This window comes from Rhizobium aethiopicum (assembly GCF_900094625.1).
GTDB classification, from domain to species: Bacteria; Pseudomonadota; Alphaproteobacteria; order Rhizobiales; family Rhizobiaceae; genus Rhizobium; species Rhizobium aethiopicum.
The window spans coordinates 1-19,459 of record NZ_FMAJ01000036.1; the positions used below are offsets into that span (position 1 = coordinate 1).

Consider the following 19,459-nt stretch of genomic DNA (forward strand, 5'->3'; position numbering starts at 1 on the left):
TATAGGGCTTGAACCAGTCGATCCGCTTGCCGTGCTTGCCCCAGAATTTGTCGGGGTTCTCGATGCTTTCCTCGTACCATTTCAGGTACTTCTCCCAGTCTATAAATGCTCGTTCCCGGATGAGACGCGGTACGGTGTAGCGCTCGAGGACCACGGTTTAGCTCCTTGGTATTGGCTTCTATGAGCTGATTTCCGTCTGCTCGACGAGAATCTTGAAGGCTTGATGTTCGATTGATCTTCCGACCCATTCGTCGGTTTGAGTCCCGCCATAGACCCATTACAACGGCAGCTGGACAGTACCGACCTCGACGGTTACATCATTTCGGGCCGTCTGATCGCCGAACCGTCGCTGAACCGGCTCAGCCTGTAGGGTGAGATGTCTGTGATCGGGGTCTCGTTCATCACGATCTCGCTGACCAACCGTCCAGCACCCGGTCCAATGGCAAAGCCGTGTCCGCTGAACCCCGCCGCTATCACGTAACCAGGCAGTCGCTCCACTCTAGAAATAACAGGGACGAGATCTGGCGAAGTATCAATTAGCCCTCCCCACGCGCGCTCGACCCCTATTCCTTTGAGCGCTGGGTATTCGCTTGCCAGGTTCTTCAATGCGAGCTTCACGAGTTCCCCGTCGGGTGCAGGATCGAGGATGCGGTTTTTCTCAAACGGCGAGATTTCATCGTTCTCCCAGCTACTGAAAGCATCCGGCCCATTCCAGAAGCTGCTGTTCAGACGGTACTTCAACTTCTTGCCGATCTTGCTGCGGTACATCTGGTAGAATTTGAATGCGTATCGCATCCCCCGTGGCGTGATGTCGAGCGTGCCACGTCCCGGTACGGCGATCGTGTAGGCGCCGTCTGTCCGGCGCCGCAATACGAAGTTTGACGCCGAGAGGCATCCTGCTTGTATGATCTCGGGCGCGGGAGTCGTCTTAATTGCGGTCCCGGAGATGTTTGCGACGGGAAGCTCGATGCCATATCGATGAGAAAAGCGGGAAGCCCATGCTCCGCCAGCGCAAACAACGGTGCCGGCTTTCACAAGTCCCCGCTCTGTCCACACGCCTGTTACCCGGCCGTTGCTAATGTCGAGGCCCCGAACGGCGCAGTTTTGATGGAGTGATACGCCGTTTTCCTTCGCGGCCTCGGCGATGGCAGGCACAGCAAGACTAGGCTCAGCTCTCCCATCGGTCGGAGACCAAACGCCGCCGATCCACGAGGATGTACCACCTGACGCCCGCTCATTGGCCTCGGAGGCGCTGAGGATCTGGCTATGAAATCCTTGAACGCGTGCAGCCTGGCCCCACTTTTCCCATCGGGCGACATCAGCCTCGTTCTTCGTGCAGTAAAGTATCCCGGTTCGGCGGAAGCCGAGATCGCGGCCGGTCTCGGTGCTCAGTTCCTCCCAGCGCCGCAGGCTGTACATTGCTAGCGCAAGCTCATAGAGATCGCGGTTTTGCTGGCGAACCCATCCCCAGTTGCGGCTCGACTGCTCGCCTCCGACAATACCTTTTTCAAGCAAGGCAACGGAAACCCCTTTGCGCGCAAGCTCATAGGCCGTGCAGGTACCTACGATCCCCGCCCCGATGACGACGACATCAACCTGGGTTGGAAAAGAGGCGCTATCACTTACTTTCTGAACCTGCACCGGCATAGTCACTATTCCTCTGGCATCGTGCTCCAGTCATCTCCGACAGGAACGATAAAAGCTTGACAGTTAGTCGTCGTGAACACGGGGATATTCCCCATGCTCGGGCGTCGATGGACCCCTCTCCTGTTCCGCCGATATCACGCGACGCGTTTATCTGCGGACATCTCTTCTGCTCGCGGGCGGTAGTGCTTCTCAGCTGTGATCGCCGCGAACATCGAACGCATCGCGCAGCCCGTCGCCGATGAAATTGAAGCTGGTTACAGCGATCGTTATGGCCGCGCCGGGAATGATGGCCAACCAAGGCGCCGTCCCCAGATATTGCTGTGCGCCATTCAGCATATTACCCCAGCTGGGCAGCGGCGGCTGAATTCCATAGCCGAGGAAGCTGATATAGGCCTCCATCAGGATCGCCCGCGCGACCGTCAGGGTCGCGGCTACGATGATCGGACCTATCGCATTAGGAAGAATTTCGCGGAACATGATGTGCGTTGCGCTCAGTCCCAACATGCGGCCGGCCAGCACGAATTCACGCTCGCGCAAAGAGCGGACTTCGGCCTCGACGATGCGCGCAACTTCCATCCAGCTTGTTGCAGCGATGACGACGGTAATCATGATTGGGCTTGGCTTCAGTGCAGCGGCAAGAGCAAGCACGAGGAAGATGGATGGAAAGGACAGGAAACCATCCACGGCACGCATCAGCACGGTGCCGACCAGGCCTCCCCTATATCCAGCCACCACGCCGACAAGGGTTCCGATCAGCGTCGACAACAGCATCGCTGAGAAGCCGACCAAGAGCGAAATCCGTCCCGCCATGAACAGGCGGGCGGCCAGGTCTCGTCCCAGCGGGTCCGTGCCGAGATAATGCTGGCCGGTCAGGGGCGGAGCGAAGCGGGCGCGCAGGTCGATATAGAGGGAATCGTACGGCAACAAATGGGGACCCAAGACGCATGCCAGCGTCAGGAGAGCGATCATCACCATCCCGATGAGGGCCAGATGGTGCTTCATGAAACGGTGCGCAGTTCGGCTGTTCCACCAGCGCTCCCGGGGCGAATTTGCGGCAATGGCAGTCATGATGGCTGACTCCTGATGAGCGTTCATGGCGCTTAACTCAGACGGATACGGGGATCGATGATGGCGACAACGATATCGGCGGCGAGGTTGCACACCACGACAAGGATCGCTGAGAACATGAGCAATCCCATCACCACCGGGTAGTCACTGTAGCCGAGGCTGTCGAGGAACAGGCGTCCCATGCCTGGCCAGGTAAACACCGTCTCGGTGACCAGAGCACCCGTCAGGACGCTGGGAAGCTGCATCCCAAGAAGTGTGATCATCGGTAGGAGGGCATTGCCGATGACATGTTTCATCAGGATGCGACGCTCACTTAGTCCTTTAGCGCGCGCGGTCTTGATGAATTCCTGATTGATAACGTCGAGAGTAGCCGTTCGCATGTAGCGGCTCCAGATGGCCACATGCACGAGCGCGAGCACAATGCTGGGCAGAATAAGATGGTGGAGATAGTTCAGAACGGATTCGTCGCCGATCGTGTACATGTTGCCGGCTGGCAGCCAGCCAAGTCTGAGCGAGAAGACGTAGATCCCGATCAGTCCGAACCAGAAAGTCGGGATCGAAAGGGCCACCATCGCACCGACGGTCGCCATGTAGTCGAAAATCGAATAGCGCTTTACGGCGCCGCGAACACCAATCCACGTACCGATAGCGATAGCGATCACCGTGGACGAGCCCATCAGTAACAAAGTTGCCATGAGGTGCCGTCCAATCACTTCGAGAACTGGCGCCCCGTCGCGGAAGGAATGGCCCCAGTCACCTGTCAACAGGCGCCAGGCCCAATCCAGATACTGCACCCACAGAGGACGGTTCAGGCCCAACTGTTCCGCCAGTCGTTTCAAGTCGTCCTGAGTCATGCTCGCATCGAGCCCGAATTGTGCCAGGGGGCCGCCCGGAATCAGGTTGAGGACCACGAAGCCGATGACGGAAACGATCAGGAGCAGTACGAGGCTCTGAGCGAACCGGTTAAGTAGGAAGCTACGCATTCAGGCTCTCCCTGTGATAGCGCCAATAGAGGTCGCCGCCGCGACGCGCGGCGGCGACGACGGGAGGTTAACTCAGCTCTTCCAGCGCCAGCCGGCAGCATGCCAGGATGCCGTGCGCGTGTTCGTATTCGGTTCCCAGCCTTCAAGGCCTTCCTTCGTGCCAACCACATAGGTGGCGGCAAACAGTGGAAGGAATGGGAGGTCCTGACGCACGATTTCCTGGATACGGTAGTAGATTTCACGACGCGCTTCCGGATCGAAGGTCTGGGCACCCTTCTTGAGCAGCGCATCCACTTCCGGATTCGAATATTGGCCGACGTTCGATCCCTTTCCGCCCTTCGCGGCAATCGCGCTGCTCGCAAGACGATTGGTTGCATCGGGGTCCGCGGCAATCAGATGCGTGACACCCGAGATTGCGGTATCGAACTGTGACTTCAGCCAAAACTCGCCAAACATGACAGCAGCCGGCAAATTCGAGATCGTCATCTGGACACCAATTTCCGCGAATGTCTGCTGCAGGAACTGCTGCACCTGCTCGCGGAGGTTATTGCCGGATGTGGTCGAGTTGTTGAACGCGAGCTTCACGCCATTCTTTTCACGGATCCCGTCCGACCCCGGCACCCAGCCGGCGTCGTCGAGGAGCTTGCGTGCGGCGTCGAGATTGAATTCCTGCGCCGGAAGGTTCGGATTGAAATAATACGACTCCTTCGGCATGAAGGTTTCCGTCGTTGTCACTACGCCGAAATAGAGGGCGTCGATGATCGCCTTTCTGTCCATTGCAGCATAGAGAGCCTGACGTACCGCAAGTTCCTTGAACTGCGGCCGCTCAAGATTGAGATAGAACGACTCGACGGAGGAACCGGGCACCAGGCTCACCACACGGCCCGGCAACTTGCTGGCCTCGTCGTAGTGGTCAGGCGTGATGTACGCCTGGTCTGTGAGGTCGATGTCGCCGCTCTTGAACTGGGTGTAGAGCACCGTCTGGTCAGGAATGTATTTGAACACAACCTGTTCGACATACGGGCCGTCGCCGAAATAGTCCGGGTTCGCCGCCAGTTCGAGATGGTCGCCGGCCACACGCTGGCTCCACTTGAAGGCGCCGGTGCCAACGGGTGCCTGATTGAAGGCTGCTGCGTTCGGATCGGCCTCATTCTCGAGAAGGTGCTTTGGCACGATGAAGGTCTCGGTGAGAAACGACAGGTAAGGAGCGAAGACCTGCTCCATCCGCCAGGTGATTTCAGTTGGCGAGACCACCGTGAGATCACGCACCAGCGAATGGCCGCCTGTGCGCCAGGCGCGGAATTTCGGATTGGTGATCAGTTCAAGGGTGAACTTCACGTCCTCAGCCGTAAACGGCTTGCCGTCATGCCAGCGAACATCATCACGCAGGCGAACGCGCCAGTTCAGGCCATCCGCCGAGATGCCGCCGTTCTTCTGCGTGGGCACTTCTAGCGCAAGATTGGGCTGAAGCACGCCTTGCGGATCCATGCGAAAGAGGGCGTCGAAGAGCGAGAAGTGGACCGCATCGTCCGTTTCGATATGTGCCATGAGCGGATTGAACACGGTCGGTTCCTGCGAAAGCCCGACCACGACGCGACCCGCAGGTTTCTTGTCCTGTGCCCAGGCGATGTCAGGCTTGCCGATCAGGTTGGGGGCAGCAAAGCATGCAATGCCGCCGGCTGCCATCAGGCGCAGTGCGTCGCGCCGAGAAATAGTCGTTTTGGTCGTAGACTCTTTTGTCATTTCATTCCCTCTCTTTTTGCTCATTAGGAACCTACTGCCGTAAGCCGATTACACTTTCGCAATTGTCTCTGCTTCGTTCTCCCGGGATCGCGGCCACAAGTTCACGCGTGTAGTCGGATTGCGGTTTCAGGAAGATCTGAGACGGCGGGCCGCGCTCAACGACCCGGCCCTTCTGCATCACAGCAATTTCATCGCAGATCTGACTGGCGACACGAAGATCATGGGTGATGAAGACCATTGATACGCCGGTCTCGCGTTGGATTTGGTCAAGCAGCTTGAGGATCTGTGCCTGGATCGACACGTCGAGCGCGGAGACTGCTTCGTCGGCAATCAGCAGCTTGGGCTTGAACATCAACGCCCGTGCGATACCGATGCGCTGGCGCTGACCGCCCGAGAATTCGTGCGGGTAGCGGCCGAAGGCGCCCGCGTCGAGACCGACGTGGGATAGCAGCGCCCGAGCCTCGTCGCGCGCCTGTGCGTAGGGCATTCCGTGTGCAACGGGCCCGACGGTCAATATCTGACCGATAGTGGAGCGCGGATTGAGCGAGGCAAAGGGATCCTGAAAGATCATCTGAATCCGAGGGCGTAGCGGCCGGAACTCGGATTCAGAGAGCTTGACGATGTCCTTGCCCTCAAACAGGATCTGACCGCTGTCGCTGTCCTGAAGCTTGATCAGCAGTCGCCCCAACGACGATTTTCCGGAACCACTTTCGCCGACAATGCCGAGGGTACGGCCCGCAGCCAAGGTGAATGAGGCGTCCTGTACCGCAGGCACGACACGCTGGCTGCCGAACAGCGCGCTGCCGCTGCGATAGGTCTTGCACAATCCATTGACGGTGAGGATTGTCTCGTCGCTCGTCTGCGCCGTGAGCTTTCTGTCCTCGCCCGTGAGGCGCGGAACGGCGGCGATCAGGCGCTGGGTGTAGGGGTGGCTGGGGGATTTGAGAACCTGATCTGTGGTGCCCTGCTCGACAATCCGCCCCTTCTCCATAACAACGACGCTGTCGGCAATTTCAGCGACGACGCCGAAGTCGTGGGTGATGAACATGACGCTCATGTCCTTGCGGCGCTGAATGTCACGGATAAGCTTCAGGATCTGCGCCTGCGTGGTTACGTCAAGGGCTGTCGTGGGTTCGTCGGCGATCAGCACCGTCGGCTCAAGGGCCAGCGCCATCGCGATCATGACGCGCTGGCGCTGACCACCGGAAAGCCTGAAAGGATACTGATGGTACATCAATGCCGGATCGGGAAGACCGACTTCCGTCAGCAATTCGAGTGCGCGGTCACGTCGGGAGGCCTTGGTGCCCACTCCATGGGCCGCCATCACTTCCGTAACCTGCTCTCCCACCGTCATCAGCGGGTTGAGCGCCGAAAGCGGATCCTGAAAAATCATGGACACGACGCGGCCGCGCAGCTGGCGCAGCCTTTTTGCCGGCGCGCCGACTATGGCCGTTCCATCGAGATTGATCGCACCCGACGAGACCGGAATAATCTTGGGCAAGAGACCCATGATTGTATTTGCCGTTACCGATTTGCCCGAACCGGACTCGCCGATAATGCAAAGGATCTGACCACGCTTGAGGTCGAACGAGACGTTTTCCACGGCATGAGCCCGTTCCATGCCTTTCGGCAGGTCGACTGTCAGGGCACGCACCGAAAGCGCTGCGTCACCTGCTGTAACAGCCTCAGTCGTAACGGCCATCGCTCTATCTCCCTTGTCTGCGCAGCTTTTCGTTTGAAACTTTTTCGCCGATCTATGCATGCTGCCGCATAGTCTCTTCTGCAGTGCACAGCTTGTTACTAGGGCCTTGGCACCATTCGCAACCAATCGGCGTTGGTTCTGCGACTAATATAAGATTGGTCTTGCCATTGGTGTCAATATAGATCAAATTGGTTTCGAAAAATATTTCTTGGAGGTCATATGAGCGTGGTGTTGAAAGACTTCATTGAGGCGGAAGGTCTGGAACCAGGCGACCGACTGCCCCCCGAGCGTGACCTGGCGCTGAAACTGGGGCTGCCGCGTACCGCCCTTAGAAGGATGCTCAGTTCGTTGGAGAAGGAAGGCCGCCTTATCAGGCATGTCGGCAGAGGAACCTTCATCGCCGGCAGCGGCGTAGGATCCAGCGCCCTTCGCCGGCCGGCAAGCAGTGACGGAGAAACACTGCGAACCTATCCGGCGGAAGTCTTCGAGGCGAGGCTGATCATAGAGCCCAAGATAGCAGCGTTGGCAGCGTTACGCGCGACCAGACAGGAAGTCGAAGAAATGCAGAAATCAATCGCCCGAGGCAGCGCATCGGAATCTCTGGGCGAATTTGAAAAATGGGACGCCGTCTTTCATCGCATCATCGTTCAGGCCGCGCGTAACGGTCTTTTGGCGTCGCTCTATGAGGGTATTCACGCGGTACGAGCCGGGAACCTCTGGGGAAAAATGAAGGAACAGTCGCTGACCTCTGAGCGCATGACGGCCTACATCGTCAGCCATCAGGCGATTCTCGACGCAATAAAGGATCGTGATAGCAGAGAGGCGGAGCGAAACATGTATGATCACATCATTGACGCCAAAACGAACATACTCGGTCAGAGTATCTGAGAACTTGGTCTGAAAATTGGTATTGAGGTGTGTTGATGCATGTCCACCGTCTCGGCCCCGTTCCTGATGTCGCCGATTCAGCCGACGGTCTACTTAAACTGTCGGCGAAGCCAGGACAGGAAGCTTCGTTTCCTGGCATCGCCTTCGAAGGGAAGGCGGCTTAACAGGATGTAGCTGTAGCCGTTGCTGGAGAAGCCGTGCGGAGCCACCAGTTGCCCGCTTTCCACCGCGTCGGCGACTAACGGTTCTGGGCCGATCGCAGCACCCAGCCCGGCGATTGCCGCCTCGATACTCAAATAGAAATGTTCGAAGACCTGGCTGCCGGGGGGATTTGGATCTGCGATCTGATTGTCGGAGATGTAGCGCGTCCACGCGTCTCGACGCGTCGCCGAATGGATGCGAGGCAAGGAGAGGATATCATTGCCGGCGGACGCCAAAAGACCTGGCGCGCAAACGGGACCGACACGTTCTTCGACCACTGTTTCCATGAAAAGTTCCGGCGGCCAGCTGAAATCGCTTCTCCGCAGCGCCAGATCGATATGGCTCCTGTCGAAGCTCACAGGGCCGCCGGCGGCCAATACATGAACCTCAATCTCCGGATGAAGTGCATTAAATTGCGGCAGGCGCCGGATCAGCCAGCGCTGCGTGAATGTCGGTTCACATGAGAGCACCAGCGGCGCCGAACCCCCACCTTTGATTTCATCGCAACACTCACTGATCTGGCGAAACACCTGGCTCATGGTGCCAAGCAGACGCCGTCCTGAGTCGGTTAAAAAAACGGCCCTGTTTCTTCGTTCAAAAAGGGCCACTCCTAGATCTTCCTCAAGCAAGCGGATCTGTTTGCTGACGGCGCTGTGCGTGACGAACAATTCGTCGCCGGCACGCCCGAAATTCAAATGTCGTGCAGCTGCTTCAAACACTCTAAGCGCGGATAAGGATGGGAATCGTGCGGCCATATCTGTGAGATAAAGTGACGGATTTCGGTCAGAATTGATCGTTTTTTCGGCAAAAGCAATAGCGCTAATATCCTCGTCGTCACACAAAAACCGATAGGATAGCGATTTTGAAGGTGGGAATCCTGGCCGACGATTTGACGAGCGCAACGGATGGTGCCTCACCATTTGTGAGCATGGGGCACAGATGCCTTGTCTTCACCGACTACCGGCGATCGTCGCCTGAAAATGTCGCGATCATCTCTGTCAACAAGGCAAGTCGGGCCGCACCCATCAAGGATGCCGCCAATCGGGCGAGGCAGGCAGCAAAAAGCCTGGCGTCCGCCGAACTCCTTTACAATACCGTTGATTCCACCATTCGCGGCCACGTTGGAGCTGAGATAGCAGCCGCGCTCGCGGCGTCTGGTCGGACCACCGCAATTGTCGCTCCGGCTTTCCCCGCGGGTGGAAGAACCACTGAGGGAGGGCGTCAGCTTCTTCATGGCGTGCCCCTGGAGGAAACCGAGTTTGCAAAGGACCCGCTCCACCCCATAGCGGACTCGCACCTTCGGTCTCTGTTTCGAGATATCCCAGAGGCTGAGATCCGTCACCTTGGGCTTGCGGAACTCCGTGTATTGAAGTCCGGCGAACTGACCGCGGATCATCGGAAGTTGTTGATCGCCGATGCAACAACGCAGGAAGATCTGGCCCGGCTGGTGGAATCGGCGGCGGATCCGAAGTCCATCCTTTGGTGCGGTTCTCCAGGACTGGCAATCGCATTGGCAGACTATGTTGGTCGCGCCGATGACACCACACTGTTGCCCCTCGCGGCGGCGATCAATCTCTTCGTCGTTGGCAGCGTCAATCCCCTGAGCCGCGAGCAATGCTCACGGCTGATGAGCACTGGCACCGTCCGGCAGATCATCATCGACGCAGAGGTGGCGTCTCGCTCTGCCGACCTCGCAGCCGAAAACGCCGCTGCCCAATACAGACAATCCGGAACCAGCGGTGACGTTATTATAACCACGTCGGACCGTGGTACCTCCGCCGATCCTCGGTCCATCGCAATCGCCCTTGGCAAGGCTGTCCGCGCGATTATGGAGCATTATCCAGTGACCGGACTCTTCCTGACTGGCGGTGACACCGCCGAATCCGTGCTGAACGAACTCGAGATCGGCTCTCTCAATCTTCTCGGCGAGGTCGAGCCCGGCATTCCGGTGGGCCGCACGAACGGCCCCCATCCTGTTCACATCATCACAAAAGCGGGCGGCTTCGGCTCGTCCAATATCCTGCTGAAATCAGCCGAGTTGCTTCGGGGCCTCTGGCTTGGAGATAAGAAATGAAGAAACCTGTTGGCATAACGATGGGCGATCCCTGTGGAATCGGCCCGGAAATCATCGCGCGCGTTTTCGCGGACGGACTGCCGGAGCAGGCGGTGGTGATCGGCGACGCAAAGGTGATGCAACGCGCGGTTCGGGCCTTGGCTCTTCCTCTCCAAGTGCAGCACATCGCGTCGGTCGATGAGGCGGTCCCCGACGCGACGCTCATACCCGTACTCAATATCTCGGATCTGCCGGACGATATGCCGATCGGTCAGGTGGACGCTCGCGCCGGGCGCGCAAGCTACGACTATGTCGTGCGAGCGATCGACGAAGCGCTGGCAGGGAACATCGGAGCAATCGTGACCGCTCCGATCAACAAGGAAGCAATGAAGAAGGCCGGGCTCAATTATCCCGGCCACACCGAAATCCTCGCCGAACGGTCGGGGACCGACAAGTTTGCGATGATGCTGGCCAACGACGAGTTGCGTGTCATTCTTGTGACGATCCACGTGTCATTGCGCGACGCAATCGACCTGGTGACGCAGGATTCGGTGTTCAGAACGATCGAATTGGCGCACAAGGCAGGCAAGGCTTATGGCATCGCCTCGCCCCGCGTTGCGGTCGCCGGCCTCAATCCCCATGCCGGTGAAAACGGCATGTTCGGGCGTGAAGATCTCGACGTCATCGCGCCGGCGATCAGGCGCGCTCAGGAATGTGGAATAAACGCTTCCGGCCCGTGGCCCGGAGACACGATTTTCATGCGGGCCCGCAAGGGCGAGTTCGACATCGTCGTTGCACAATACCACGATCAGGGGCTCATTCCGGTCAAGTATTTCGGCATCGACAAAGGCGTCAACGTCACCATCGGCTTGCCCTTCATCCGTACCAGCGTCGATCACGGCACCGCATTCGATATCGCGGGCCAGGGCACGGCCGACCATTCCTCTCTTCGCTATGCCTTCGATCAGGCCCTGCTTCTCAACGCAATCTAGGAGCGCTTTCGATGCCCCAGACTCCCGACTTCATTTTCATGCTGACCAACCAGGATCGGACCGTTGCCGACGCGGCCGAGCGCCTCAAGGATGTGCTTGCCGCAGGCATCAGGCATGTGGGGTTCAAGGATATTGGCCTCCCGTTCGATGAACTTTTGGGCCTTGCTTCGGCGATCAAGAAGGCGGGCGCGACGCTCTATTTGGAAGTTGTCAGCCTCGACGAGGAGAGTGAGCGCCGGTCCGCGCAGGCCGCCGTTGAAATTGGCGTCGACATTCTGATGGGTGGAACCCGACCGAATGTCGTTTTGCCAATTATCGCTGGGAGGAACATCCAGTACTATCCCTTCCCCGGCAAGATCGTGGGACATCCGAGCAGGCTCGAAGGGACGATCGAAACAATTGTGGAAAGTGCCCGGCAATTGACGGCGATCCAGGGTGTGAGCGGTCTCGATCTGCTCGCCTATCGCTTCAACGGCGATGTCGAAGCGTTGATGACGTGCGTGTGCGAAGCCGTCGAAAAGCCTGTGGTCGTTGCCGGATCGATCGACAGTCCTGAAAGGATGGCGGCCGTCGTACGATCCGGAGCCGCAGGTTTTACCATCGGCACGGCGGCTTTCAATGGGGCGTTCTCAGGCAGTTCCAATCTGCGGTTGGAGGTCGAGAAGGAGATCGACGTGCTCACGCGGATTCAGGCTGACGCGGGTGATATTACGCTGTCACCATTAACAGCCGGCTGAATCGAACCTTCACCGACCATTAATTGCTATCTTTACGGTTTAGCGACAAGGTGAATTTCGAATTTGGAGATCAGATAGATGGATCTAACGACGATCGACCCCTCCGCTCGCTTGGCGGCCACGACCACCCTCGAGACGCTGGAAACGCCCTGTTTGGTTCTCGACGCGGAGCGGATGGACCGGAATATCACCCGTCTCCGGAACCGGCTCGATGGCATGGGCGTGTCGCTTCGACCGCATCTGAAAACCGCGAAGTCTATCGACGTGGCCCGGCGGGTCATGAGTGCGTCCGAGGGACCGGCGACGGTTTCCACGCTGAAGGAAGCTGAGAACTTCGCGGCCGATGGTGTTCGCGACATGATCTATGCGGTCGGCATCGCGCCGGCAAAGCTTGCACGTGTCGTTGAGCTGCGCTCCGAGGGCGTCGATCTCGTGGTCGTACTCGATACCCTCGAGCAGGCGCAGGCGGTTGCCGCGGCGTCCCGAGACGCCGGAATGCGGATCCCAGCCATGATCGAGATCGACTGCGATGGCCATCGCTCGGGTGTGGTGCCCGCCAATCACGCTCAGTTGCTGGAGATTGGAAAGATCCTGGCGGCAGGGGCGGAGCTGCGTGGCGTTCTGACCCATGCTGGGGATAGCTATAAGGGTGGGGGCGTCGCGGAGCAGAAGCGTTATGCGGAAGCGGAGCGCTTGGCCGTTGTTGATGCCGGGCGTCTTCTGCGCGATGCGGGTCTGCCGTGCCCGGTCGTCAGTGTCGGTTCGACGCCAACGGCCCACCACGCGAAGGACCTTACTGGCGTGACCGAAGTCCGCGCCGGCGTGTTCGTGTTCTTCGATCTGGTAATGGCAGGCATCGGCATTTGCCAAGTCGACGACATCGCGCTCAGCGTTCTGGCGACGGTAATCGGCCATCAGCGCGAGAAGGGTTGGATCATCACCGATGGCGGATGGATGTCGCTGTCGCGGGACCGTGGCACCGGCAAGCAGGCCGTCGATCAGGGATACGGGCTCGTCTGCGACCTCGAGGGCAACGCCTATCTCGACATCATTGTTGCCGATGCAAATCAGGAGCATGGAATTATAGCCGTGCGACCCGGGTCGGACGCTCGCCTGCCTGACCTGGCGGTCGGAGACAGGGTGCGGATCCTGCCGAACCATGCTTGCGCAACCGCAGCACAGCACTCAGTCTATCATGTTGTCCGCGGTGGCTCGCATGCAGTTGAGACCTGCTGGCCGCGCTTCGGAGGCTGGTGATGTCGGACGTCGTGACCATCTATACCGACCTCGCGCCCCGCCCTGCGGGTCATTATGTCCAGGCCAAACTGGCGGGCGAGCATCTATATATATCAGGGCAGCTCCCGATTCGGCCGGATGGGGCGCCGCTTCCCGACGATGGGTTCGAGACGCAGGCGGGGCAGGCCATCGAGAATATGCTGGCGGTTCTCGAAGCCGCAGGCGGCAGCCCGGACAATCTCGTCAGGGTGACGGCCTACATCGTTGGCGTCAGCAACTGGCCGCGCTTCAACCAGGTTTATGCAGCGCGGCTGGGAGAGGCGCGCCCGGCGCGCACTGTGGTTCCGGTGCCCGAACTGCACTACGGCTATCTCGCCGAGATCGACGCGGTCGCCGTTCTCGCGCGAGACGCTTCGGCGCGGCAGGAAAACAGCTCCGACTAATCAATTCAGGTCAGCCACGATGTCACCACTCCTCAAACGCATACAGAGCGATCAAGAGCTTCCCGCGAAGGCCGACGTCGTCGTCATCGGCGGCGGCATTATCGGCGCATCGGCGGCATTTTTTCTCGCAGAGCGGGGGCTCTCCGTTGCTTTGATTGAAAAGGGATATGTCGGGGGTGAGCAGTCAAGCCGAAACTGGGGCTGGTGCCGGCGGCAGAACCGCGATGAGCGCGAACTGCCGCTCTCGGGGGTTTCCATGCAGGCGTGGGACCAATTTGCTGCGAAAATCGACGAAGACGTCGGCTTCCGCCAATGCGGCCTGTTCTATACGACAGACAACCCGCAGCAGCTGGCGGAATGGGAACAATGGCTTGCACTTGCCCGGCAATTCAGCGTCAATACGAAGATGCTGACTGCTCGGGAGGCGCATGACAGAGTTCCCGCGCAAGGTCGCCGTTGGCTCGGCGGCGTTCATTCGGTCGATGATGGCAAGGGCGAGCCGGCCATTGCGGCGCCGACGATCGCGAATGGTGCCCGCAAGTTCGGAGCGACGATCCACCAGGAATGCGCTGCGCGAGGTCTTGATATCGTCAATGGCGCAGTTGCGGGCGTCATTACCGAAAAGGGGATCATCAGATCGCAGGCCGTTCTCAACGCCGGCGGGGCGTGGGCCTCCCTGTTCTGTCGCCAGTACGGCGTGCAGTTCCCTCAGGCAAGCGTGCGCCAGACCGCAGTTCGTACACACCCCACAACCAATCTCGGCGAAGCGATCTATACACCGGAGTGCTCGCTGACCCGCAGGTTGGATGGCAGTTACACACTTGCTGTCAGCGGCAGGGCGACCTTGGATATCACGCCGCAAGGCCTGCGCTATGCGCGCTGGTTCATGCCGATGTTTCTGAAGCGACTGAAGGCGGTTCAGATCGGCGTCGGCAGATCCATGTTTCATGGGCCTGAAGCCTTGGCAAGCTGGAACGGGGAGACGCTTTCGCCTTTCGAGCGGATCCGTGTTCTCGATCCAAGACCAAGCCGTCGAACGATCGCAGCCATCCTGAAGGGGGTCACCCAGCAGTTCCCGGCGCTTGCAGGTATCGAAATAGCCGACAGTTGGGGCGCCTACGTGGATTGCACACCGGACGCGGTACCGGTCATCTCGGCGTCTGATCATGTGAAAGGCCTTTATTTGGCCGCTGGCGGTTCCGGCCATGGCTTCGGCATTGGCCCGGGCATTGGCCGTCTGGCAGCCGACCTGGTTGCGAACGATCGGCCTTGCGTCGATCCCACGCCGTTCCGGCTGTCGCGCTTCTTTGACGGCTCCAGAGTCGAGGTCGGCGGGCTGTGATCATGGCAGAAGGCCAGTGTAGTTCCTAGCCGACGCTGTCCAGCACCTTGTAATACATGCCGACCAGCGGCAGGAACCAGGGGTTCCGAAGTGCCCCCGGGACGGACGGCCAGTCGAGCCCCTTCATCGGATTGCGGCCGAGGATCGCATCGGCGGTCAGCATTCCGAGATGGGTCGAAAGCTTGGCCCCATGGCCGCAGTAACCCGTGGCGTACCAGACGCCATGATGAAAGCCTGCGCGGAACCGGTCCTTTGTTATGTCGACGAGGCCGCAAAGCTCGATCGACACTGGCGAGTCGCGGAAAGATCTCTGTAATGTCTGCCTCTAAGAGCCCCGCAATGTTTGAAGTCGGGCAGCATGCTTCCGAAAAGCAATTGTCGGGATGGAATCCAGGACCACTGTGCCCGACCCCATAAAGGTCGGGCGTTTGCCGCTGGCGCTGGCCCTTTCCGCCTCCAGGATGGTTATTTAGGGCCGGACTTTTAAAATCACCTCGCCCCGCGATGTGATCCGTTATCGCTCCGCCGACCCGGCTGAACCGTAACGTTTCTCGGCCTCTCTCCGGTAAACCGAGATGGAAGAGAGATATTCAGACGTATTCAGGATTCTTCAGAGCCCGACGACGCCGGGCAGACCCGAAATCCCGGCAATCTCTGTATAGCCGTAATAGGGATTGGCCGGCTCGTGACTGCGATTGACCCAAACCTTGTTCTTGATCCCGAGATCATGAGCGGACATCAGATCGTAACGGAACGAGGAGGAGCAATGGAGTATGTCCTCGGGACCGCAACCAAGCATATCGAGCATATATTCGAACGCCCGGAAGTGCGGCTTGTAGGCGCCGGCCTGTTCGGCCGTGTAGACGGCGTGGAAAGGCGCGCCGAGCTTCTCGACATTGGACATGATCTGCGAGTTCATCGCATTTGACAGAATGACCAGTGGAATTTCCTTGGCCACTTTGGCAAGCCCCGCTGGAACGTCTGGATGCGGCCCCCAAGTGGGAACGCGTTCGTAAACCATCTGTGCGTCTTCGTCCTTGAAGTCGATGCCGTTTCGTTTGCAGGTCCTTGCCAGGGCGTTATGGACCACTTCCGCATAAGGCTTCCAGTCGGCCATGACTTCATCGAGGCGGTACGCAGAAAAGTCGGCGGTGAATTGCAGCATTTTCTGCTCGCTCATTCTGTCGCCGTAGAGATCACGTGCGGCCTCCGCCATCTGGAAATTGATGAGCGTACCATGGCAGTCGAAGGTGATGTATTTCGGGCGGAAAGTGGTCATGCGCTTCGTCCTTGCTTTGCGGGGAGTTGTTCAAGTTAGGATCAATCATAGCCCGGCGCTCGCATCTGAATTGCCCGGAAACCGCAGAACATCAGCACAAAATGCTGGAGGGAATCATCATTTGCACTTGTGAGTGCTGGGTCACGGTGATCCGCGGACGAGGCAGACAGATACTGGTCAACTCCTCATGCGGAAACTGAAGCGCCCCTGTGAAGTATTGGGAGCTTGCGTCGCGAAGATTTCGCGTCGCGGAACGGATTTCCCGGGAACTTGTCATTCGGCAACGTAGCCGGCAGCGATCGACTGGATCAGCTCCCAATCACTCGCCGATATTACATTGTGACGGGATACTTCCAGCACTCGCCTCGAGCTCCAAGGGACGCCTGCCGGTACTCTCTGCCAAAATCGCCGTGCGATATAAAACAATCTGCCTGAGGTCCTGCGAATACGGTCAATAGGCTCACATTGGGCCTGATATGATCAAAGCAGGTCGGGTCGCAATGCCCCGACGCATCCGATGAATTGATTGAGAGAGGTCACGCATGAAAACGTTGTTGCTCAAGAAGCGTGACGTAGGACGGCTCATCAACATGGCCGAGGTCATCGGCGCGGTCGAAGAGGCTTATAGGGCCTTCAGCAGCGATCAGGTGGAACAGCCCGACTATATCGGGATTCATCTGCCCTCGTTGCGTGGCGAGATCGACTTCAAGCTTGGCTACGATAAAGTTGCAGAAATCATCTCCATGAAGGCGCATTCGGGAGGGTTCGCCAACAACCCGGCGGAACACGGCGTGCCGAACAGCATGGGTACCATTCTCCTGTTTGATGCCAGGAGCTGTGCGCTGATTTGTATCATGGATGGCAGCTTGATCACCGGCCTCAGAACTGGGGCGGCGGGAGCCGTCTCCGTCAAGGCACTGGCGAGAAAGAACGCCAAGACGATCGCGTCGATCGGCACAGGCAATCAGGCAAGAATGCAAATCCGGGCGATCAACGAGATCATGAAGATCGAAGAGATCCACGCCTGGGACAGCACCTACGAAACAAGTTCCAAGTACAAGGCGGATATCGAGCGCGAATTCGGCATTCCCGTCACCGTCGCAAGCTCAAAAAAGGAGGCGGTCGAGCGGGCCGACATCTTGATCACAACGACCCGAGGGAAAGGGTCCCTTGTGGAAGCGGAATGGGTAAAACCCGGTACGCACATCGTTGCAATCGGCACGGATCAGCGCGGCAAACAGGAGCTGGATCCGGAGCTTTTCCGAAACGCCAAAATCATCGTCGACTCGCTTTCACAATGCACGCAAAAGGGCGAGACCTGGCACCCGCTGGATAAAAACATCATTGCCCGGGACGATATCCACGGCGAAATTGGCGAGGTTTTGTTGGGGAGGAAGCCGGGACGGGAAGGTGATGACGAAATCACCATTTTCGACTCCACTGGCATGGCCATCCAAGACAATACGACCGCCAACAAGATTTATCGCAACGCCATTGCGAACAATGTCGGCACTTTCTTCCAGTTTTTTGAGGAATGACCATGCGCAATTACCCTACCGTTCAGGACATCCGCGAAGCTCAAGAGCGGCTAAAGCCGCACGTGAGACACACGCCGCTATTGCGGGCCGACAAAATCGAGAAAGCGGCTGGTTGTCAGCTCTACCTCAAGCCGGAAACCCTGCAGATCACTGGCGCATTCAAGATCCGCGGCGCCCTGAACAAGGCTCTCTCGCTCCCCCGAGAAGAGATCGCAAATGGGATCATTGCGACCTCGTCGGGGAACCACGCCCAGGCGCTCGCTTACGCAGCCAAGATGCTCGGCGTAAAAGTGCTGCTGGTGCTGCCGGTCACCACACCCAAAATCAAGATCGCGAATACGGAAGCCCTTGGCGCGGAAGTCATTCTTTTCGATGGTGATAATGCTGCTAGATGGAGAAAAGTCTACGAGATCGCTGAAGGAAACAATTATGCGGTCATTCACGGCTTCGAAGACCCGGTCGTAATGGCTGGTCAGGGAACGATCGGGTGCGAGATCCTCGAAGATTTGGAAGATGTGGACACAGTTATCGTACCCCTTGGCGGTGGAGGTCTGATCTCGGGCATCGCCACTGCGATCAAAGAAACTAAGCCATCGGTGCGTGTTATCGGGGCAGAGCCTGCCTTGACGCCGAAATATTTTCACAGCCGCAAAAACAAGGAGCGCACAACGCTTCCGTTAAAGAACACCATCGCGGATGGTTTGAGGTTAAGTGTTCCGGGTCGAAATCCTTATCCGATTATCGAAAAATATGTCGACGAGATTGTTCTTGTTGAAGACGAGCACATCATCGCGGGAATGCGCGCGCTTGCCAAGGACGCGAAATTGATCGCTGAACCAGCTGCCTCGATTGGCATTGGAGCGCTGCTGGCCGGCAGCATAGACGTCAAGCCAGATGAGAAAGTCTGTGCGGTCCTGTCCGGCGGGAATTGGGATCTAAGCGACCTTGCCGAGATTTACAATTTGGCGCCGTGACCGTCTCAGCTTCAGTCAGTACGCCGTTCGGCGTCTGTGATCTCAAATCCTCTTTCACAAATGCAAACAGTCCGACCGCGGGACGGCTGGGGGATTTCATTCGGCAGGGACGACAGACCACACATGGGAGCCACCAATGAAGCACGCCCACAGGTTCTATATCGACGGTGAGTGGAGCGAGCCCTCGGTTTCGAAAACACTCGAGGTCATCGATCCCTCGACCGAGCAGCCGATGGGCACGATCGCACTCGGCAGTGCCCCCGACGCGGAAAAGGCGGTCGCGGCCGCACGGCGAGCCTTTGACTCCTTCTCGCGGACTTCCAAGGAAGAGCGCGTCGAACTGCTGACGCGCATTGTAACGATCCTGAAGCGCCGCAATGACGAGCTCGGCGACATCATCTCGCGGGAAATGGGCGCCCCCCTCGCCATGGCCCGGGCCGAGCAGGCCGGCATCGGCGCTACCCATTTCGAACAGACGCTCAAGGCCTTCGAGACCTTTGCTTTCGACTACATGCAGGGGACCACCTGCATCAAGCACGAGCCGATCGGGGTTGTCGCGATGATCACGCCGTGGAACTGGCCGATCAACCAGATCGCCTGCAAGGTCGCTCCGGCGCTCGCCACGGGATGCAC

The 19,459-nt window shown here is 58.5% G+C and carries 18 protein-coding genes and 1 pseudogene; 10 read left to right on the forward strand and 9 right to left on the reverse strand.

Annotation, left to right across the window (positions count from 1 at the left end):
- The 6 genes from GA0061105_RS33850 to GA0061105_RS30960 form a co-directional block, all read right to left on the reverse strand.
- The coding region (locus GA0061105_RS33850; RefSeq protein ID WP_141130262.1) for an acetyl-coenzyme A synthetase N-terminal domain-containing protein at positions 1-154 on the reverse strand (154 nt) is incomplete at its 3' end.
- A 158-nt stretch (positions 155-312) separates the two neighbouring features.
- Positions 313-1,647, reverse strand: coding sequence for an NAD(P)/FAD-dependent oxidoreductase (locus tag GA0061105_RS30940; RefSeq protein ID WP_092755097.1), 1,335 nt, complete (start codon positions 1,645-1,647; stop codon positions 313-315).
- A gap of 189 nt (positions 1,648-1,836) precedes the next feature.
- Positions 1,837-2,715, reverse strand: coding sequence for an ABC transporter permease (locus GA0061105_RS30945; protein ID WP_092755142.1), 879 nt, complete (start codon positions 2,713-2,715; stop codon positions 1,837-1,839).
- 32 nt (positions 2,716-2,747) lie between these two features.
- Positions 2,748-3,698 (reverse strand): ABC transporter permease, encoded by a 951-nt coding sequence (locus GA0061105_RS30950; protein WP_092755100.1) that lies wholly within the window; start codon positions 3,696-3,698, stop codon positions 2,748-2,750.
- A gap of 72 nt (positions 3,699-3,770) precedes the next feature.
- Positions 3,771-5,441, reverse strand: coding sequence for a peptide ABC transporter substrate-binding protein (locus tag GA0061105_RS30955; RefSeq protein ID WP_092755103.1), 1,671 nt, complete (start codon positions 5,439-5,441; stop codon positions 3,771-3,773).
- Positions 5,442-5,472: 31 nt separating this feature from the next.
- The gene (locus GA0061105_RS30960) at positions 5,473-7,143 is read right to left on the reverse strand and encodes an ABC transporter ATP-binding protein (protein ID WP_092755106.1); all 1,671 of its coding nucleotides are present in this window, start codon (positions 7,141-7,143) and stop codon (positions 5,473-5,475) included.
- A gap of 219 nt (positions 7,144-7,362) precedes the next feature.
- Here GA0061105_RS30960 and GA0061105_RS30965 point away from each other — a divergent pair, with 219 nt between their 5' ends.
- Entirely contained in the window at positions 7,363-8,031 is a 669-nt protein-coding gene (locus GA0061105_RS30965) for a FadR/GntR family transcriptional regulator (RefSeq protein WP_092755109.1), read from the forward strand.
- 89 nt (positions 8,032-8,120) lie between these two features.
- On the opposite strand, the gene GA0061105_RS30970 is transcribed toward GA0061105_RS30965, so the two are convergent.
- Entirely contained in the window at positions 8,121-9,074 is a 954-nt protein-coding gene (locus GA0061105_RS30970; protein WP_245304454.1) for a LysR substrate-binding domain-containing protein, read from the reverse strand.
- Between the two features lie 26 nt (positions 9,075-9,100).
- On the opposite strand from GA0061105_RS30970, the gene GA0061105_RS30975 reads away from it, so the two are divergent.
- The 6 genes from GA0061105_RS30975 to GA0061105_RS31000 all read left to right on the forward strand — a co-directional run bounded on the left by GA0061105_RS30975 (position 9,101) and on the right by GA0061105_RS31000 (position 15,035).
- Positions 9,101-10,306 carry a four-carbon acid sugar kinase family protein gene (locus tag GA0061105_RS30975; RefSeq protein WP_245304455.1) on the forward strand — a complete coding sequence of 402 codons (1,206 nt, stop codon included), beginning with the start codon at positions 9,101-9,103 and terminating at the stop codon, positions 10,304-10,306.
- Entirely contained in the window at positions 10,303-11,277 is a 975-nt protein-coding gene (pdxA, locus tag GA0061105_RS30980; RefSeq protein ID WP_092755118.1) for a 4-hydroxythreonine-4-phosphate dehydrogenase PdxA, read from the forward strand. Before GA0061105_RS30975 ends, pdxA begins: the two co-directional genes overlap by 4 nt.
- An 11-nt stretch (positions 11,278-11,288) precedes the next feature.
- Positions 11,289-12,014 (forward strand): nitronate monooxygenase family protein, encoded by a 726-nt coding sequence (locus GA0061105_RS30985; protein ID WP_092755121.1) that lies wholly within the window; start codon positions 11,289-11,291, stop codon positions 12,012-12,014.
- Positions 12,015-12,092: 78 nt separating this feature from the next.
- Positions 12,093-13,271 (forward strand): DSD1 family PLP-dependent enzyme, encoded by a 1,179-nt coding sequence (locus GA0061105_RS30990; RefSeq protein WP_092755124.1) that lies wholly within the window; start codon positions 12,093-12,095, stop codon positions 13,269-13,271.
- Positions 13,271-13,693 (forward strand): RidA family protein, encoded by a 423-nt coding sequence (locus tag GA0061105_RS30995; RefSeq protein ID WP_092755127.1) that lies wholly within the window; start codon positions 13,271-13,273, stop codon positions 13,691-13,693. Before GA0061105_RS30990 ends, GA0061105_RS30995 begins: the two co-directional genes overlap by 1 nt.
- Positions 13,694-13,712: 19 nt before the next feature.
- Positions 13,713-15,035, forward strand: a complete 1,323-nt coding sequence (locus GA0061105_RS31000) for an NAD(P)/FAD-dependent oxidoreductase (RefSeq protein ID WP_092755130.1) — start codon at positions 13,713-13,715, stop codon at positions 15,033-15,035.
- Between the two features lie 25 nt (positions 15,036-15,060).
- On the opposite strand, the pseudogene GA0061105_RS31005 reads toward GA0061105_RS31000, so the two are convergent.
- Both GA0061105_RS31005 and GA0061105_RS31010 read right to left on the reverse strand, forming a co-directional pair.
- Positions 15,061-15,358, reverse strand: a pseudogene (locus GA0061105_RS31005) (FAD-dependent oxidoreductase); the annotation flags it as partial.
- A 287-nt stretch (positions 15,359-15,645) separates the two neighbouring features.
- The gene (locus GA0061105_RS31010) at positions 15,646-16,314 is read right to left on the reverse strand and encodes a haloacid dehalogenase type II (protein ID WP_092755133.1); all 669 of its coding nucleotides are present in this window, start codon (positions 16,312-16,314) and stop codon (positions 15,646-15,648) included.
- A gap of 542 nt (positions 16,315-16,856) precedes the next feature.
- On the opposite strand from GA0061105_RS31010, the gene GA0061105_RS31015 reads away from it, so the two are divergent.
- The 3 genes from GA0061105_RS31015 to GA0061105_RS31025 all read left to right on the forward strand — a co-directional run.
- Positions 16,857-17,852: an ornithine cyclodeaminase family protein gene (locus GA0061105_RS31015; protein ID WP_092755136.1), complete on the forward strand. Its 996-nt coding sequence runs from the start codon at positions 16,857-16,859 to the stop codon at positions 17,850-17,852.
- Positions 17,849-18,826, forward strand: a complete 978-nt coding sequence (locus GA0061105_RS31020) for a threonine/serine dehydratase family protein (protein ID WP_208601719.1) — start codon at positions 17,849-17,851, stop codon at positions 18,824-18,826. The genes GA0061105_RS31015 and GA0061105_RS31020 overlap by 4 nt, the downstream gene beginning before the upstream one ends.
- A gap of 136 nt (positions 18,827-18,962) precedes the next feature.
- Positions 18,963-19,459: aldehyde dehydrogenase family protein (locus GA0061105_RS31025; RefSeq protein ID WP_141130263.1), on the forward strand; the 497-nt coding region annotated here is incomplete at its 3' end.

Excerpts from the sequence above, each read along its gene's own strand:
- GA0061105_RS30940 (WP_092755097.1), bottom strand. The coding sequence starts at position 1,647 with ATGCCGGTGCAGGTTCAGAAAGTAAGTGATAGCGCCTCTTTTCCAACC.
- GA0061105_RS30945 (WP_092755142.1), bottom strand. The coding sequence starts at position 2,715 with ATGACTGCCATTGCCGCAAATTCGCCCCGGGAGCGCTGGTGGAACAGC.
- GA0061105_RS30950 (WP_092755100.1), bottom strand. The coding sequence starts at position 3,698 with ATGCGTAGCTTCCTACTTAACCGGTTCGCTCAGAGCCTCGTACTGCTC.
- GA0061105_RS30955 (WP_092755103.1), bottom strand. The coding sequence starts at position 5,441 with ATGACAAAAGAGTCTACGACCAAAACGACTATTTCTCGGCGCGACGCA.
- GA0061105_RS30960 (WP_092755106.1), bottom strand. The coding sequence starts at position 7,143 with ATGGCCGTTACGACTGAGGCTGTTACAGCAGGTGACGCAGCGCTTTCG.
- GA0061105_RS30965 (WP_092755109.1), top strand. The coding sequence starts at position 7,363 with ATGAGCGTGGTGTTGAAAGACTTCATTGAGGCGGAAGGTCTGGAACCA.
- pdxA (WP_092755118.1), top strand. The coding sequence starts at position 10,303 with ATGAAGAAACCTGTTGGCATAACGATGGGCGATCCCTGTGGAATCGGC.
- GA0061105_RS30985 (WP_092755121.1), top strand. The coding sequence starts at position 11,289 with ATGCCCCAGACTCCCGACTTCATTTTCATGCTGACCAACCAGGATCGG.
- GA0061105_RS30990 (WP_092755124.1), top strand. The coding sequence starts at position 12,093 with ATGGATCTAACGACGATCGACCCCTCCGCTCGCTTGGCGGCCACGACC.
- GA0061105_RS30995 (WP_092755127.1), top strand. The coding sequence starts at position 13,271 with ATGTCGGACGTCGTGACCATCTATACCGACCTCGCGCCCCGCCCTGCG.
- GA0061105_RS31000 (WP_092755130.1), top strand. The coding sequence starts at position 13,713 with ATGTCACCACTCCTCAAACGCATACAGAGCGATCAAGAGCTTCCCGCG.
- GA0061105_RS31010 (WP_092755133.1), bottom strand. The coding sequence starts at position 16,314 with ATGACCACTTTCCGCCCGAAATACATCACCTTCGACTGCCATGGTACG.
- GA0061105_RS31015 (WP_092755136.1), top strand. The coding sequence starts at position 16,857 with ATGAAAACGTTGTTGCTCAAGAAGCGTGACGTAGGACGGCTCATCAAC.
- GA0061105_RS31020 (WP_208601719.1), top strand. The coding sequence starts at position 17,849 with ATGACCATGCGCAATTACCCTACCGTTCAGGACATCCGCGAAGCTCAA.